Origin of the sequence: Sphingomonas sp. PvP056, from assembly GCF_040549155.1 — a bacterium.
Taxonomy (GTDB): Bacteria; Pseudomonadota; Alphaproteobacteria; order Sphingomonadales; family Sphingomonadaceae; genus Sphingomonas.
Map to the genome: position 1 here is coordinate 102,177 of NZ_JBEPST010000002.1, position 15,216 is coordinate 117,392.

Below are 15,216 nucleotides of genomic sequence, written 5' to 3' on the forward strand. Positions count from 1 at the left end.
TTGAGTCCTAAGAGCGGCAGCGACCGCCACGATGTTACCCAAACGCGGGTGTTTGGGGACGGTGTCGGTGTTGCGGATTCCGTGTTAGATGAGCGCGCTTCGCTGCCCGCACCATCTGCATTATCTCGCGCTTCGCGTTCGGTTTTCTTGAAAAGGGTGCAGTCGGCCTTCCGTCGGGCCGATCAGCCCATCGCGTCCGAGACCTCGGCCCGCGGCTCGCGCGCCGTGGCTCATCGTGCCTGACCTCGCAAACCCGTGGGCAGCTGATAGATTGGGCAATATCGGTACGTCGTCCCTGCGCCACGCGTCTGGAGTGTGAACGTCAGCGCATCCAGCACGGTTAGCTTTTGCCGCTCCGTCACGCGCGGGGCCGGCCCGACCCGACACCCGCATCCACGCACGATTGGCTGACGTCGTATTGGGCTCCGCGCCGCGAAAGAATGCGGGCGCGGCACGAATGGGTGTGTGCATCGCTGATCCCCCGCCCGTCATAGCTGCGCACCGCGGCGTTGGGCGCGGTGCCGCAACCGACCCCTTTCTGGACATAAATGCCTGGTTTCAGGCGGTAGATCCCGCCGGGTTTGGACGATCGGTCCACGCTTGCTACGGCGATCGTGCTCCAGCCGATCGTGATCGCAGCGACGAGGATTTTACCAAGGGAATTTCTCATTCTATTCTCCTGTCCTTGCTGCGCCGGTAGTGAACGAAGGAGGAACCAGAAGAACCGCGGCAAGCCGAGCGGTGCGGAAGATAACGCGCCCCTTATTTGAAAACCGTCACCCAAGGCGCGCAGCGGCGGGCGGATGATGGTTTCGACCGTGTCGGGTTCGGCCGAAAGCAAGGTCATGGCCCTGCTCATGCCGACAGCAGCGCGATGGCGTCGATCTGCGCGAGACTGAAGCCCTGGCGGGTGAGATCGTCGACGAGCGCTTCCGCTGGCGCCTGACGGCGATAGGTGCCGCAGGCGAAGCGACGAATGGCTTCGAGGCGTGGATCTACCTCACCGGCTGCCCCCGAAAGCGCGTGTCGCAAACGCGTCATCCAGCCCACGCGTTCGCCGGGCAGGGGGGCGGCGCACCCACAGGCGTTTGCCTTGCGCAGGGCGGCGGCAACTTCGAGCCATTCGCGCTCGCTGAGATTTGGCGTGGGATCGGACGTTGGCATGCTGACCTCCTGTCGTGCTGGAAGCGGAACTGCTCCGGCAGGCCTCTCCGCAAAAGCCGGAAAGTCTTGTCCGATCTGTTCAAGGAAACCGAATAGATGGATCATGGGGAGAGCATCGCCTCCCGCGCTCGGACCGTCTTGGACACGGCTGATGCGACCTGTAGATTCGCGCGCCTAAGTCACGAACGCGAGATCGCGTTTCTTGACGGGGATCGAAGACAAAGCGGTTCCGGCCAAATTTGCTGACATTCCGACAATAGCGGCACGGACGCCGGCTCTAGCTTCGCTGCGATGAAGGGCCGCTTCGGCTCCCAAAGGAGTGCAATCCATGACCCAATCCCCGTCGACCGCACCGACTGTGGTCCTCGTCCATGGCGCCTGGGCCGACGCATCGAGCTGGCGGCGCGTGATCCCGCATCTTCTTGCGAAGGGAATCCCGGTAGTGGCCGTACAGAACCCGACCAGTTCGCTCGGCGACGACGTCCAGGCCACGCAGCGGGCGCTTGATTCAATCGAGGGTCCGATCGTGCTGGTCGGTCATAGCTGGGGTGGCGCTGTGATCACCGAAGCCGGAAACGACCCGAAGGTGAAGGCCTTGGTCTATGTCGCGGCCTTCGCCCCCAAGGTCGGACAGTCCGTCGGCGACCTCGTTGGGGCCTATGAATCGCCACCGGCGCTTGGCAAGATCCGTGACGACGGTGCCGGCTTCCTGTCGCTGAGCGCGCAAGGTTGGGTCGAAGACGTCGCTTCCGACCTTCCCGAAGACGAGGCGCGCGTGCTGGCAGTGGTCCAGCCACCGTTCCCGGCGAGCGCGTTCGGCGACCAGATCACCGAGGTGGCGTGGTCGACGCGCCCGACCTGGTACGTCGTCTCCGCAGAGGATCGTGTGGTCAGCGTCGCGCTCGAACGCGAACTCGCTGCCATGATGAAGGCCAAGACGACCGAGCTGAAGGCCGGTCACCTGTCGCTGCTTTCGATGCCGGATGCTGTTGCCGACATTATTATCGACGCCGTGAACGCGACGGGAGCCGTGGCATGAAATGCCTTTCGCGTCATGCCGCCGCGCTGCTCCTCGGCCTGGCGCCGAATGCACTCTTCGCGGCGCCCCAGCAGACCGGCGCGGCTACCGCCGAACCACCAATCGCGCGCGACGTGGGTGTGTCCAAAACGAAGGTCGGCACATTCACAATCGTCGCGATCTCGGACGGCGATTTTGCGCTGGCGACGGATCAGCTGCTGGTCGATCGGAAGCCAGGGGAGGTCAGCGCGCTTCTCGCGGGCGCTGCGCAGCCGACGATCCAGCCGACGTCGGTGAACGCCTATCTCATCGATACCGGCGCAAAGCGGATTCTGGTCGATACCGGAAGCGGTACCTATTTCGGTCCCACGCTTGGCAATGTCCGCAAGCGGCTGTCCGCGGCGGGCTACAGCCCGGACACAGTCGATGAAGTGCTGATCACGCACCTTCATCCAGATCATGTCGGCGGCCTGTCGGTCGACGGACGGATGGCATTCCCGAACGCGATCGTACGCCTCGCGGAGTCGGAGGAGCACTTCTGGCTCGACAAGGCGAACGCGCGCAAGGTCGATGCGTCGGTTCAGTCGTCGTTCGATGCTGCAGCGGCTTCGCTTGCGCCCTATATCGCAGCGGGCCGTGTGAAGACCTTCCGTCCGGGCGCTTCGATCGCGCCGGGCGTTTCGGCAGAGGATTTGCCGGGGCACACGATCGGCCATACCGGCTATCGCGTGCACAGCGGTACCGAGACGATGCTGATCTGGGGCGACGTCGTCCACGTCGCCCTGGTGCAACTGAAGGATCCGGGCATCACCATCAAATTCGACTCGGTCCCAGGCGAGGCCCGGACGAGTCGGGATCGCGTCTTTGCAGAGGCCGCGCAGCAGCGCTATCTCATCGCCGGCGCTCACCTCGCTTTCCCGGGGATCGGCAGACTAGAGCGGGGGGCCGAGCAATGGCGGTGGATCCCCTCGACTAAGCTGGTCGCGATCCCCTGAAGCATCTGCTCGATACGCGCGCCACGCGCTCCACGACCCAGCCGCCACCGCGTGCGGACGGGGCGGGAGGCGGTGAAGCCGTCCGGTCTTCAGCCGGACGGCCCTCGTGCTTCAGGCTGCGTCGACCAGGACGATCTCGCTGTCCTCGATCGCGGTTACCCGCAAGACCGCTTCGTCGCGGATTGCAGCGCCATCGCGGGCGTTGACCCGGACACCATCGATCTCGACCGCGCCGGTGGCGGGGACGAGATAGCCGCGACGATCCTTGCCGATCGGATATTCCGCCGTATCGCCAGCCTTGAGCGTCGCGGCGACGATGCGGGCATCGGTGCGGATCGGCAACGCGTCCTCGTCAGTGTCGAAGCCACTGGCAAGCACCACGAACTGGCCCGAACGCTCGCCCTTGGGGAAAGGCCGCGCACCCCAGCTTGGCTTCTCGCCCGAACGGGTGGGTTGGATCCAGATCTGGAAGATCTTGGTGGTGCCAGGCTCCTGGTTGTACTCCGAATGCGTGATACCGGTGCCGGCGCTCATGACCTGCACATCGCCCGCCTCGGTCCGACCCATATTGCCCAGATTGTCCTTGTGGGTGATCGCGCCTTCGCGGACGTATGTGATGATCTCCATGTCGCGGTGCGGATGCGGCGGAAACCCGGTCCCGGCCTGGATCGTGTCGTCGTTCCACACCCGCAAATTGCCCCAGTTGGTGCGCTGTGGATCGTAGTAATTGGCGAACGAGAAGTGATGCTTGGCGTCGAGCCAGCCGTGGTTGGCGCCACCAAGGCTGTCGAACGGGCGAAGGTCGATCATGTCACAAACTCCAGGCTGGGCGATTGGGCGTGCTGCCCGGTCGCTGTCGATGGCACCGATGTAGTCGAGGCCAGCGGTATGGATCAGCGGGATAAAATGGTCTGAATTGTTCGATGGAATTGGAAAGCGGGGCACACCCGTTGCGCGACCACAAACCATCGTTGGGATTACGGTTTGGCGCGAGGTGAGAGACAGTGCGGCCGGGTTCGGCCGGCACCGGCCGCACGACCCAAGGACGAAAGGGCACGCGCTTGTATTGCGAAAAACGAAGGCTGGCATGCGGCGACACCCTTTTCGGGTCGGCTCGACACGATGCCAATGACCATTCGCGAGCGTTGAGATGAGCGATCCGGGAACCCCGACGTTCGACCAACTCCGCATCTTCCTGACCGTTGTCGACGAGGGCAGTTTCGCGTCGGCGGCACGAAGGCTCAACCGCGCGGTTTCGGTCGTCAGTTACGGGATCGCCAACCTGGAAGCGCAACTCGGGATCGTCCTGTTCGACCGCGAAGGGACGCGGAGGCCAAGACTGACCGAGGCAGGACGGTCGGTGCTCGCCGAGGCGCGTACCGTCGCGGGCGGTATCGATGGCCTGAAGGCCAAGGTGAAGGGCCTGCTGGATGGCCTGGAAGCCGAGGTGCATCTCGCGGTCGATGTCATGCTTCCGGCACGCCGGCTCGGCCAGGTCTTGCGTGCCTTTGCCGCTACCTATCCCACCGTCACGCTACGCCTGCATGTCGAAGCGCTCGGGGCCGTTGCCGGGCACGTGCTTTCGGGGACCGCGATCGTCGGCGTGTCCGGTCCGCTCGCGAGCGGTATCGATGGCCTCGAAGCGGCATCGGTGGGCAGCGTTGCGATGGTCCCCGTCGCTGCGCCGGACCATCCGCTTGCACGCTATGAGCAGATTCCTTCGGGCGCGGGCAGGGAGCACGTTCAGCTCGTTTTGACGGATCGCTCGCCGCTCACGGACGGTCGCGACTTCGCGGTCGTCAGTTCGCGGACGTGGCGGCTGGCCGACCTCGGCGCCAAGCATCAGCTCCTTCGCGAAGGGATCGGTTGGGGCAACATGCCGCTGCCCCTGATCGAGCCCGACTTGGTCGCCGGAACCTTGAAACGGCTCGCCATGCCCGACGACCCGGGCGGGATGTATCGCTTTTCGGGGATCTGGCGGCGCGACCGCCCGCCCGGGCCAGCCGCGTCCTGGCTGATTCGCGAGTTCGTCGATCGCGCGCTGAGCGATGTCGATCTCGCCGGGGCACGCGACCTGTGAGGCCGCGCGGGATGGACACCGGGCGGCTGGAAGCCTTCACCGACGGTGTCGTGGCGATCATCATCACGATCATGGTGCTGGAGCTCAAGGTGCCGCAGGGGGGCAGCTTGCGGGACCTCGCAGGGATTGCGCCCGTGTTGCTGGCCTATGTGCTCAGCTTCGTGAACGTGGGTCTTTACTGGAACAATCACCACCACATGCTCCATGCGACCGACCGGATTGACGGACGTGTGCTCTGGGCGAACCTCTTCCTGCTGTTTTGGCTCAGCCTCGTGCCCTTTGTGATCCGGTGGCTCGACGAGAGTGGCTTTTCGTCCGGAGCAACCGCCGGGTATGGCATTGTCCTCGGCATGGCAGCCGTCGGCTACGCCCTGACCGAACGCGCCATCATTGCCTGTAACGGGCCCGATTCAGCCGTTGCGCGTGCGATCGGCGGGGACCGAAAGGGCCTGGGCAGCATCGGCCTCTATCTCGTGGCTGTGCCGTTGGCCTATGTGAGCCGCTGGCTGGCGCTTGCGTTGTATATCGTCGTTCTTCTGCTCTGGCTCGTGCCCGACCGCAGGATCGTAAGAGCGCTCGACCGATAATGCGCAGGTGACACCTCGCGTTCGGTCTTTCGCCACCCGGCCTTGTCGATGACGAATGGGCTCATTGCGTAAAATTGAAAGAGCCACGACCAACAGCGATCAACGCCCCATAGCGGCTCATCTCAAATCTCGTCGGCGGATGCCGTGTCTCGGGCGGCATAAGGGAGCGTGAAGCGGAAGATCGAACCTGCACTGGCCTTGGACAGATGTTCGAGCGTTCCCCCGTGACCGACGATGATCGCACGGCAGACGCGCAATCCTAGCCCCAAGCCGGTCTCTTTGGTCGTGAAAAAGCCTTCGAACAGCCTGTCGCGATCCCTTTCCGCGACGCCCGGACCGCTATCCTCGACATCGACGATGACAAAGCCGTCGCCCCTTCGGGCCCTGACCTTGAGCGTTCGGCTCCAACATTGCGCATCCGCCATCGCCTGGGCGGCGTTGACCATGAGGTTGGTGAGGACCTGCCGCAGCTGAACGCGGTCGGCTGAGACAGGCGGAAGCCCAATCGCAATATCGAGCGAGAGCGACGCTTGGCGACTGGCAAGCTCCTGCCGGAGGAATGCCGCCGTTTCCTCGATGATGACGCCGACATCGCAGCGTTCCAGGTCGTGGTCCCGGTTCGATGCCATCGTGCGCAGTTTCGCCACGGTGTCATTGGCCTTGGTCGCGCCGAGCGCGATGGTCTCGAGGCAGCTTTCCACTTGGGCGAGATCCGCCGGATGCCGGCGCAGCCAGCGCAGCCCGGCCTGCGCCGAGGTCATCATCGCCGCGAGCGGCTGACGCACTTCGTGCGCGATCGTCGCGGTCATCACGCCGAGCGTGGAAAGCCGGTCCGCATGGGCTATTTGGGCGTGCAACCGTAGAAGCTCGTCTTGCGCCGCGATCTGCTCGGTGATGTCGAGCAGCCCGAACGACAACGTGTCCTCGTCCTCCCTTTCGCGCCAGGCGACGAAGGTGACATGGATCGCGCGGCCATCGACCGCCTGCAGTCGCAGTCCGGTCCTGAAGCTGCCCCCCTGCTTGCGCGTCGCGATCAGCGCAAGGCGCAACTGCTCGACTTGCACGAAGGGCCAGATGCCAGACAGCGGGACCGGGAGCGCTTCCCTTGCGACCCCGAGAATCGAAAGCGCCCGAGAATTTCCCGACACCAGCCGGATTGCCGCGAGAAGCTTGCGCGCCAGATTTTCGCGACGCGGCCCAGCAAGCCCGGTGCCCTCGAATCCCTCCAAAAGGGTATGAGCATTGCGCACGTCCAGCCGGCCGAGTGCGAGCTCCAGCGCTTCCGCTACAGGAGAGGAAAAATTGGCAAAGTCGGTCACTGTCGTCTCAGGCTGTCATGAACTCCAGAATATCCTGGTTGAGCCTGTCCTTGTGCGTGAAGAGGATACCGTGCGGAGCGCCTTCGTAGACTTTCAGAATCGCGTCGGGGAATAGTTCTGCGGCTTGTCGCGCGGTCGCCGTGAAGGGAACGAACGCGTCCTTCTCTCCATGAATGACGAGAACGGGAACGTCGAAGCGTTCGATGTCGTCGCGATAGTCGGTCGTGGCGCACGCGGTCACCGTATCATGTCCGGCCTTGAGCGAGCCTTGCAGTCCCATCTGGTGGATGTGCGCGAGACTGCCTTCCGACACATCGTTCTCGTCTTCTCCGGTCGCGAAAAACAACCGGGCAAATCCGCGCAGAAACTCCGAACGATCGGCGAGAAGACCGCTCCGGACATTGTCGAAGACCAGCTCGGGAACGCCATGCGGATAGTCTTCGCTTTGCCCCAGCTTCGGCGTGGTCGAGCCGATCAGGATAACGCGCGACACCCGCTCGGAACCGTGGCGGCCGACATATCGGGTCACTTCGCCGCCACCCATCGCGTATCCGACCAAGGTCACATCCTTGAGATCGAGATGGACCATCACCTCCGAGAGGTCGTCGGCGAAGGTGTCGTGATCATATCCATCCCACGGCTGGTCGGAGCGACCGAAGCCGCGACGATCATGGGCGATCACGCGATACCCCTCCGACGCGAGGAACATCATCTGATTTTCCCACATGTCGCTGTTGAGCGGCCAGCCATGTGCGAACACGATCGGTGTCCCGCTTCCCCAATCCTTAAAATACAGACGGGTACCGTCCCGCACCTGCAACATCGGCATTCCAAATCTCCACCCGCCCGCAGCCGCACCCTAGCGGTTGAGCGCCCCTGGCGCGCGCCCCGATGGGGTCGTCGATGTCCACCCGAAAGGGTGGTGCTAGCGCGAAATCGGGGTGGCAGCCGTCGGGTGGCGGCTCCAGGCGAAGGTCCCGACCAGTCCCAGCAGGCCGGCTGCGGCCAAGGCCGCCGTCAGGCCGGAGGTGCGCACCAGCCATGCGCCGATCGCGGCACCCATGAAGATCGACACCACCGCGGCAATCCGCCGGGTCCAGTTGGGATTGCTCCCCCCGGCGGGGGTTGAATCCGCCGCGAGGCCCGTGATCGTCAGCGTCAACACGGTCGTGGTGAGGTCGGGCACCTTGAGCTGCCGGATCGTCGCGTTGCGAAATCCCATCGCGATGCCGGTCAAGACGATGATGGCATAGGTTCGTTCGATGCTCAGATCGGCGATCCCCACCCCGAAAGCGATCGCCGCCGCGACCCAAAGGAGCAGGGTTTCGAGAAAAGCGGCACGCATCAGCCAGCCGCGCACGGGGCGAGCGACATGGCCATGCGCCAGCCGCCCCGCGACAAGCGCTCCCGCCATGAAGGCGAGGATGGCGACGACATAGAGCGACCAGTTAAACCCGGGCGTACCCGCGGCGGCGAAACCGAGGAACACGACATTGCCGGTCATGTTGGCGGTAAAAACCTTGCCCAAGCCCAGGACGCTGGCCGCGTCGACCAGCCCGGTAATGGCGGACAGCAACAACAGCAAAGCCGGCAGCGGAGACGCAGATGCGGGCGGCGTGGGAGACGGAGAAGCCATGTTCGTTCCTTCAAAATCGGAAATTGGCCTCGAGGCCCAGCATAGCGATGGTGCGCGCCGGTCCCGTCTGGCGGATGAAGCCGCCTGGACCGAACAGCGAGACAGAGGTCGAGAGTTCGAGATCGGGTGTCGTCTGCCACGCGAGCGTCGCTTCGACTTCCCGACCGATGAAGCGCGACGTCGCCGTGCCGGGCGCGCGGATGAGATTGCCCGGAATATCGTAGATCCCATCGGCTCGGGAGAACCGCCAATAGGCCATTCCCGCCAAACTCGCCGACACGGTCTTCGTCACCGAGACGGCAACCCGCGGGTTCAGCGAGACGATATTGGATGGCCCGACCGGTGACAGCTCGCCGAAGTATTTTCCCTTTGGGAACAACGCGTTGAACGTGTTCAGCTGCGTGTCGCCGCGGTGCCGGTCCCCGCTGACGACATTGAAGCGCAGCGTCGTGTCGGGCGCCCCCGGGAGATCCTGAAAGGCGTGCCCCAATTCGGTGCCGACGCTCCAGGCGGAGATGGTCTGGTTTGTGAAACGGCCAAACTGATAGATGCCCTCGGCATTCCAGTGCCATCCCTCGCGGCTGCCGAACCAGCGGGCGCCGACGCTGTGCCGCAGCTCGTCGCCGGCGACACCGCCGAACCGGGCCTGCGTGTTGTGATAGCCGAGATAGTACAGGTCCAGACCTTGGCGTGTGAGATAGGCGCCCCAGAGCGTCTTGGTGCGGGAAGGGCGATCGTCAAAACTCGATGGTCTCGGCTGGACGGGGCGTACGGCGAACAGACTGAGGGTTGCACCATTGAGCGACGCGAGGGCGCGGACACCGTCGAAGGCGAGGGGAACGTTCGGGCCGTAGCGCGTTCCCACCAGTCGCTCGGTCCCGAGGCTGATCATCTGGCGGCCGGCCCGTAGCGTGACGCCGACTCCATCGGGCGATCCGGTGCCGGCGTCCCCAAGACGGAGGTCGGCAAAGGCTTGAAGCATATCGACGCGCGTCTGGTCGATCGGACTCGCGGACGGCGCGACGCCGATGGCATAGGCAGCAATCGGCTGGACGAACGCCCGCAGGCGTCCCGCATGAAGGTCAACGCTGGGCACGAAGCGCACCCATTGATAGCCGTCATCGGGGGCCGCCGCTCCGCCCCACAGATTGTTGCGATAGCTCTCGTTGCGGATGCGGATTTCAGCCGCGACAGTGGCATAGGCGTCGTCGGTGATCGGGATGTATTTGAGATCGTCGCTCCAGCGCCCGGGCCGGTCTGCCGGATCGGCCATCGTCGACCAATCCTCGTCATAGCGGGTCGTGGTCAGCGTCGGCGGTTGCCAGGGCTCACGGTCCTGCGCGAACGCCGGGGAGGCAACGACAAGGCCGACAAGCGCGAGCTTACGCACGCCGTCGCTCGCGCTCGGCGACCAGCGCCGCAAGCACGAACCCGCCGATTAGCCCGATATGCTCGAAGAACGCGTTGGTCGCCATGAAGCGATCCTGCCCGGCCGGCATCGTCCAGAACGCGTTGGCCGTGTACGCTGCCAGCAGTGTGAAGACCCCCAGCATTCCAGCGCCGAGCCAGACCAGACGGCCCCAAAGGATCAGGATCGGACCGATCAGTTCGACCGCGATCGTGATCGCGGCCCAAAGCGGTGCCGGATGCATCCCGAAATGCGCTTGCTCCGCGACTGCGGCTTGCCAGTCGCTGGCCTTGACGATGCCGCCAAGCAGATAGGCCCCGACGAGCGCCAGGCGCGCCAGGAACCAGGTCGCCCGCCACTCGAGTATGGTATCGACGAAGCGCGGCTCCTTTGCGGGATCGAGCGGGTGCAGCATGTCAGCCGGCACGACTGTGGATTTCGGCAACGTAGCCGCCGGGGAAGCGCACGAGCGCGGAGGAACGCCCACCCTCGCTATGGGCGGGAACGAGCGTTTCGACGCCGGCGGCCTGCGCCTTGGACAGGGTCGCGCCGAGATCGTCGACTTCGTAGCCGGTCATGTCGCGGCCGTAGGGCCACGGCAGCTGACCGTCCGAGACGATCACTAGCATCTTGCCATAGCCGGACGTCAGTTCGATCCGCCGATAGGACTTGCCCGGCTGACCGATCTCGGCGCCGGCTGCATTCGGCACGTCACGCGTGACTTTGCCGTGCGCGAAGGCGGTCCAGTGCTTCACGAACGTATCAGCGACATCGGGCGTGAGGTAGACCCGGTTCTCGGGGACGTGGGCGAGCGCCGGATAGTTGGGCTTGGCGGTGTGCCAATACAGCTGCATGTTCACGCCGCCCGGCCATTGGACGACGACATCGCGGCCGATCGGGTCCGGGAAGGTCGTCACCAGCCGGGCTGCGCCGTGCTTGACGGCAGCGTTCGTTGCCGCATCCATGTCGGTGACCAGATATCCGGTCCGTTCGCCGCCGAAGGGGTAGGGGATCGGCGTCTTGAACCCGAATACCGAGAGCGTGCCGACCGGGGTCAGCACCAGCTGGGACATGGTCTGGCTCGGCGTTGGCGTGACCTGGAAGACGCCCTGTTTCGACGTGGTGCCACCAAAGGTCGCGACGAGGCTGGCGACGAAGGGGTCGAAGTCGTCGACGGCGACATAGACATGGGTCGTGTCATATTGCGCGCCGACCGCGTAATCCGCCGATACGGTCGGCTCGCGCGCGGCTGCCGGTACGGAGGACGCTGCACCGAGCAGCGCCGTGGCGAGGAGTAGGGCCGAGCGTTTCAACATCTGCATTTCCATTTCTCTCAAACTGCCCAGCAGCCGCAGCCCATCGCGCCCCAGAAGGTCTGGACGTCGCGCGTTGGAACCGAGCGGCCAAGTGCGGCTGCATGGTCGTGACCGTGAACCTGGCATGCACTGGCGCATCCGCAGGCGCTCGCGAGTTTTGCAGCCGCTTCCGGGGTGCGGTGGTATCCGCCGAACGTGGCGACCGGAGACCAGTTGGGCATCGGTTTGGGGATGTCAGGCGCGAGCGGGCTGAAATCGCCTTCGCCATAAACCACTTTGCCCCCCAGCACCGTCAGGACGGACCGCAAATGCGGGATGTCGCTTTCGGGCACGCTGAAATAGTCATCGGATAGAAGCGCCAGATCGGCGAGCTGGCCAACCTTGATCTGACCCTTCTTGCCGACCTCGTTCGAGAACCACGTATTCTCGTGCGTCCACATCCGCAGCGCCTTCTCGCGACTGACACGGTTCGCGCCTGGATACAGACTGAGACCGCCCACGGTCTTGCCGGTGACGAGCCAGTTGAGTGAAACCCACGGGTTGTAGGACGCAACGCGGGTCGCGTCGGTGCCCGCTCCGACGGGGATACCCGCCGCAATCATCTTGGCGATCGGCGGCGTGCGCTCGGCGGCGCGCGCACCGTAGCGCTCGACGAAATACTCGCCCTGATACGCCATGCGATGCTGCACCGCGATGCCGCCGCCGAGCGCGGCGATCCGGTCGATGTTGCGATCGCTGATCGTCTCGGCATGATCGAAGAACCAGTTGATGCCGGTCAGCGGGATATCGCGGTGGACCTTCTCGTAGACGTCCAGCGCGCGGTCGATCGTCTGGTCGTAGGTTGCGTGCAGCCGCCACGGCCATCTGTGCTCGGCGAGCAGCCGAATGACCGGTTCGAGGTCACTTTCCATGCTGGCCGGCATGTCCGGGCGCTCGACCCGGAAGTCCTCGAAGTCGGCGGCGGAATAGACCAGCATCTCGCCCGCGCCATTGTGGCGGTAGCTGTCGTCGCCGTGCCCCGGCGAAACCTGTTTTACCCAGCCCGCGAAATCGGCCAGTTCCTCTTTCGGCTTCTGCGTGAACAGATTGTAGCTGATGCGCAGCGTCAATTGTCCATCCGCATGCAGCTTTTCGACGATCGCGTAATCATCGGGATAATTCTGGAAGCCGCCGCCGGCATCGATCACGCCGGTGACGCCGAGCCCGTTCATCTCGCGCATGAAGTGGCGCGTGGAGTTGAGCTGATATTCGGGCGGGAGTTTCGGCCCCTTGGCGAGCGTTGAATAGAGGATCGTCGCATTGGGCTGCGCAAGGAGCAGCCCGGTCGGGTTGCCCGCCGCATCGCGGACGATTTCGCCGCCCGGCGGGTTTGGCGTGTCCTTGCCATAGCCCACCACGCGCAGCGCGGCAGCGTTGAGCAAGGCGCGATCGTAGAGATGGAGGATGAAGACGGGTGTGTCGGGCGCGACCGCGTTCAGCTCGGCGATGGTCGGCAGGCGCTTCTCGGCGAACTGATGCTCGGTGAACCCCCCGACGACGCGCACCCATTGCGGGGCGGGTGTATTGTCGACCTGCGTCTTGAGCATCGCCATTGCCTGGGAAAGGCTCGGCACGCCGTCCCAGCGCAGCTCCATATTATAGTTCAGGCCGCCGCGGATGATGTGCATGTGGCTGTCGATCAGGCCGGGGATCAGCCGCCGGCGTGCAGCGTCGATCACGATCGCGTTCGGCGCGGCGGCCGCGCGGACGTCCTTCTCGCTGCCAACCGCGAGGAACCTGCCGTCGCGGATCGCGACAGCTTCGGCCTCGGGGTTCGCGCGGTCGAGGGTGGTCACCTTGGCGTTGACGAGGATCAAGTCGGTGCTGGTCATGGCTACTTTCGCATTTCCAGAGAGCAGCGGCGCGAGCGTAACCGCCGCGCCGCCGAGAAGAGTGTCACGCCTGCTGAGCGTCACGCGGCGGCGTCCGTGTCGGTATTGGCGGGAAGCTTGCCGAAGACGTGGTTGTTGCAGGCGGCATGGATCGCCGCCGCCTTTTCCTTGCTCGACCACAGGCTCTTCACGAGCGGGACGGCTTGTTCGCCGATGAGGATGCCCGCCAGCCCGATCAAAGCGATGGTCGGCGGGGCCGGCGACCGTACCTTGATCAAGGCGTAGATCACGCCGACGAGCACACCCGCTGCGAGCGAGATAAGGTACGGCCGCACGACCTCAGTGCCCGCCTTCCGAGGCGCCGAACATGGTCTTGGCGTAGGTGATGCCGAGACCGTAGGCACCTGCGAGCTTCTTGGCCGCGCCGGTGACCGCATCGTACGTCTCGGTGCGAGCCCAGTCGCGCTGCAGCTCGAGCAGATACTGGACCGACGTCAGCGGGATCGCGCCAAGCTGGATCATGCGCTGACAGGCGCGCTCATGCGCCTCGGTCGACACATCCCCGCACGCGTCGGAGATGAAGTAGACCTCGAACCCCTGATCGATTGCCGACGCGGCGGGACCGACGATGCACACGCCGGTCCACAGGCCGGCAAGGACGATCCGCTGCTTTCCGATCCGGTTCACCTCCTCGATCACCGGGGCGTCTTCCCAGGTGTTCATCGATGTACGGTCGAAGAGCTTCTGGCCGGGAAAGACCTCGGTGATCTCGGAGAACATCGGGCCGGAGAACGATGCCTCGGCGACCGTGGTGAGGATGGTCGAGACGTCGAAGATCTTCGCCGCATGCGAGATGAGCGCGGCATTGTTGCGCAGCAGGGTCGTATCGATCGATTTGGTCGCGAAGGCCATCTGCGACTGAAAATCGATAAGGATAAGCGTGTGATCGCTCGGCGCGATGAGCGTCTTGCCGGGCGTTGCGGTGGCGGTGATGGACATGCGGATCTCCCGTTTTGTGAAGGCAAATTCGGTGACGGCAAGGGCGTCCGCTCGGCGCTTTTTCAAGCGCCAGCGCCGCGTTGGCCGGTCTTGCTGGTCGGGGGTGTTTTGATCGAGCAGACCGGGCGAGTCTTGGACGATCGTGATGCGAACGGCGGTGGTTTGGGGGGGATGCGCTCGGGGTCGTGCTCTTCGAAGGACGTCGAAACCTTCGGCGGAGTTTCCGGCAATCGGACGCTCCGGCATTTCTAGATTATCGAACGAAAGGCAGGACTTTGTTCCACTGTTGGAACAGATCCGAGGATGCCATCTGTGCGGTCAGCGGCGAACAGGGGTTCGCCTTCGACTGGAGACTTTCAATGGCAACTGTTCCGTTCAACGCTTCGAATCCGACGACGAATTCTGCCGCGGCGCTGTCCCTCATCGGCCGTATCGGGATCGCTGGTATCTTCATCCTGAGCGGTCTGTCGAAAGTCGCGGCGCCCGCCGCGACGATCGGCTACATCCAATCGGCAGGCCTTCCGCTTCCGCAGGTGGGCCTTGCGATCGCGCTGCTGGTCGAACTGGTCGGCGGAGCCGCATTGGTGCTCGGCTACCGCACGCGTCTGGTGGCGGCCATTCTCGCCGTCTTCTCGATCGCGACCGCGCTCGCTTTCCACTCGGCGCTGGGTGACCAGAACCAGTTCATTCACTTCTTCAAGAACGTGGCGATCGCCGGGGGCTTGCTCAATGTCATCGCGCTGGGCGGCGGTGCCTGGAGCCTCGACGCGCGGCGTTGATCCTTTCGCAAAGGCCGGACGAGCAGACCGGGCAGGCAACTGTC

General features: G+C 64.4%; 17 protein-coding genes. 5 read left to right on the forward strand and 12 right to left on the reverse strand.

Annotated elements, in window-relative coordinates; translation table 11 throughout:
• Positions 1-358: 358 nt before the first annotated feature.
• Entirely contained in the window at positions 359-847 is a 489-nt protein-coding gene (locus tag ABIC17_RS04655; protein WP_354279628.1) for a hypothetical protein, read from the reverse strand.
• 8 nt (positions 848-855) lie between these two features.
• Positions 856-1,269 (reverse strand): hypothetical protein, encoded by a 414-nt coding sequence (locus ABIC17_RS04660; RefSeq protein WP_354279629.1) that lies wholly within the window; start codon positions 1,267-1,269, stop codon positions 856-858.
• Positions 1,270-1,492: 223 nt separating this feature from the next.
• On the opposite strand from ABIC17_RS04660, the gene ABIC17_RS04665 reads away from it, so the two are divergent.
• Both ABIC17_RS04665 and ABIC17_RS04670 read left to right on the forward strand, forming a co-directional pair.
• Positions 1,493-2,203 carry an alpha/beta fold hydrolase gene (locus tag ABIC17_RS04665; RefSeq protein WP_354279631.1) on the forward strand — a complete coding sequence of 237 codons (711 nt, stop codon included), beginning with the start codon at positions 1,493-1,495 and terminating at the stop codon, positions 2,201-2,203.
• Positions 2,200-3,177 (forward strand): MBL fold metallo-hydrolase, encoded by a 978-nt coding sequence (locus tag ABIC17_RS04670; protein WP_354279633.1) that lies wholly within the window; start codon positions 2,200-2,202, stop codon positions 3,175-3,177. The genes ABIC17_RS04665 and ABIC17_RS04670 overlap by 4 nt, the downstream gene beginning before the upstream one ends.
• Before the next feature lie 111 nt (positions 3,178-3,288).
• Here the strand turns inward: ABIC17_RS04670 and ABIC17_RS04675 are convergent, their stop codons facing one another.
• Positions 3,289-3,987 carry a pirin family protein gene (locus ABIC17_RS04675; protein WP_354279634.1) on the reverse strand — a complete coding sequence of 233 codons (699 nt, stop codon included), beginning with the start codon at positions 3,985-3,987 and terminating at the stop codon, positions 3,289-3,291.
• Positions 3,988-4,327: 340 nt separating this feature from the next.
• Here ABIC17_RS04675 and ABIC17_RS04680 point away from each other — a divergent pair, with 340 nt between their 5' ends.
• Together ABIC17_RS04680 and ABIC17_RS04685 are read left to right on the forward strand one after the other, a co-directional pair.
• Positions 4,328-5,257 (forward strand): LysR family transcriptional regulator, encoded by a 930-nt coding sequence (locus ABIC17_RS04680; RefSeq protein WP_354279636.1) that lies wholly within the window; start codon positions 4,328-4,330, stop codon positions 5,255-5,257.
• Positions 5,258-5,268: 11 nt separating this feature from the next.
• Positions 5,269-5,844 (forward strand): TMEM175 family protein, encoded by a 576-nt coding sequence (locus ABIC17_RS04685; RefSeq protein WP_354279638.1) that lies wholly within the window; start codon positions 5,269-5,271, stop codon positions 5,842-5,844.
• A 122-nt stretch (positions 5,845-5,966) separates the two neighbouring features.
• Here ABIC17_RS04685 and ABIC17_RS04690 read toward each other — a convergent pair whose 3' ends face one another.
• From ABIC17_RS04690 to ABIC17_RS04730, 9 genes are all read right to left on the reverse strand, one after another.
• The gene (locus ABIC17_RS04690) at positions 5,967-7,163 is read right to left on the reverse strand and encodes a sensor histidine kinase (protein ID WP_354279640.1); all 1,197 of its coding nucleotides are present in this window, start codon (positions 7,161-7,163) and stop codon (positions 5,967-5,969) included.
• A gap of 7 nt (positions 7,164-7,170) precedes the next feature.
• A complete protein-coding gene (locus ABIC17_RS04695; protein WP_354279642.1) occupies positions 7,171-7,992 on the reverse strand; it encodes an alpha/beta fold hydrolase in 822 nt (273 codons plus the stop codon).
• A gap of 96 nt (positions 7,993-8,088) precedes the next feature.
• Positions 8,089-8,799, reverse strand: a complete 711-nt coding sequence (locus ABIC17_RS04700) for a YoaK family protein (RefSeq protein ID WP_354279644.1) — start codon at positions 8,797-8,799, stop codon at positions 8,089-8,091.
• Positions 8,800-8,809: 10 nt separating this feature from the next.
• Positions 8,810-10,189 carry an alginate export family protein gene (locus tag ABIC17_RS04705; RefSeq protein ID WP_354279646.1) on the reverse strand — a complete coding sequence of 460 codons (1,380 nt, stop codon included), beginning with the start codon at positions 10,187-10,189 and terminating at the stop codon, positions 8,810-8,812.
• Positions 10,182-10,622 carry a DoxX family protein gene (locus ABIC17_RS04710; RefSeq protein WP_354279647.1) on the reverse strand — a complete coding sequence of 147 codons (441 nt, stop codon included), beginning with the start codon at positions 10,620-10,622 and terminating at the stop codon, positions 10,182-10,184. The genes ABIC17_RS04705 and ABIC17_RS04710 overlap by 8 nt, the downstream gene beginning before the upstream one ends.
• 1 nt (position 10,623) lies before the next feature.
• Complete coding sequence (locus tag ABIC17_RS04715) at positions 10,624-11,520, reverse strand: VOC family protein (RefSeq protein WP_354280563.1); 897 nt, start codon at positions 11,518-11,520, stop codon at positions 10,624-10,626.
• Positions 11,521-11,540: 20 nt separating this feature from the next.
• Positions 11,541-13,394, reverse strand: a complete 1,854-nt coding sequence (locus ABIC17_RS04720; RefSeq protein WP_354279649.1) for an amidohydrolase — start codon at positions 13,392-13,394, stop codon at positions 11,541-11,543.
• An 80-nt stretch (positions 13,395-13,474) separates the two neighbouring features.
• The gene (locus ABIC17_RS04725) at positions 13,475-13,729 is read right to left on the reverse strand and encodes a XapX domain-containing protein (RefSeq protein ID WP_354279651.1); all 255 of its coding nucleotides are present in this window, start codon (positions 13,727-13,729) and stop codon (positions 13,475-13,477) included.
• A gap of 4 nt (positions 13,730-13,733) precedes the next feature.
• Complete coding sequence (locus ABIC17_RS04730; RefSeq protein ID WP_354280565.1) at positions 13,734-14,393, reverse strand: hydrolase; 660 nt, start codon at positions 14,391-14,393, stop codon at positions 13,734-13,736.
• Positions 14,394-14,752: 359 nt separating this feature from the next.
• Here ABIC17_RS04730 and ABIC17_RS04735 point away from each other — a divergent pair, with 359 nt between their 5' ends.
• Positions 14,753-15,172 carry a DoxX family protein gene (locus tag ABIC17_RS04735; RefSeq protein WP_354279653.1) on the forward strand — a complete coding sequence of 140 codons (420 nt, stop codon included), beginning with the start codon at positions 14,753-14,755 and terminating at the stop codon, positions 15,170-15,172.
• The last annotated feature ends 44 nt before the right edge of the window (positions 15,173-15,216 follow it).

Bases quoted from the DNA above. Each gene is read 5' to 3' on its own strand.
- ABIC17_RS04655 (WP_354279628.1), bottom strand. From the start codon at position 847: ATGACCTTGCTTTCGGCCGAACCCGACACGGTCGAAACCATCATCCGC.
- ABIC17_RS04660 (WP_354279629.1), bottom strand. From the start codon at position 1,269: ATGATCCATCTATTCGGTTTCCTTGAACAGATCGGACAAGACTTTCCG.
- ABIC17_RS04665 (WP_354279631.1), top strand. From the start codon at position 1,493: ATGACCCAATCCCCGTCGACCGCACCGACTGTGGTCCTCGTCCATGGC.
- ABIC17_RS04670 (WP_354279633.1), top strand. From the start codon at position 2,200: ATGAAATGCCTTTCGCGTCATGCCGCCGCGCTGCTCCTCGGCCTGGCG.
- ABIC17_RS04675 (WP_354279634.1), bottom strand. From the start codon at position 3,987: ATGATCGACCTTCGCCCGTTCGACAGCCTTGGTGGCGCCAACCACGGC.
- ABIC17_RS04680 (WP_354279636.1), top strand. From the start codon at position 4,328: ATGAGCGATCCGGGAACCCCGACGTTCGACCAACTCCGCATCTTCCTG.
- ABIC17_RS04685 (WP_354279638.1), top strand. From the start codon at position 5,269: ATGGACACCGGGCGGCTGGAAGCCTTCACCGACGGTGTCGTGGCGATC.
- ABIC17_RS04695 (WP_354279642.1), bottom strand. From the start codon at position 7,992: ATGCCGATGTTGCAGGTGCGGGACGGTACCCGTCTGTATTTTAAGGAT.
- ABIC17_RS04700 (WP_354279644.1), bottom strand. From the start codon at position 8,799: ATGGCTTCTCCGTCTCCCACGCCGCCCGCATCTGCGTCTCCGCTGCCG.
- ABIC17_RS04710 (WP_354279647.1), bottom strand. From the start codon at position 10,622: ATGCTGCACCCGCTCGATCCCGCAAAGGAGCCGCGCTTCGTCGATACC.
- ABIC17_RS04720 (WP_354279649.1), bottom strand. From the start codon at position 13,394: ATGACCAGCACCGACTTGATCCTCGTCAACGCCAAGGTGACCACCCTC.
- ABIC17_RS04730 (WP_354280565.1), bottom strand. From the start codon at position 14,393: ATGTCCATCACCGCCACCGCAACGCCCGGCAAGACGCTCATCGCGCCG.
- ABIC17_RS04735 (WP_354279653.1), top strand. From the start codon at position 14,753: ATGGCAACTGTTCCGTTCAACGCTTCGAATCCGACGACGAATTCTGCC.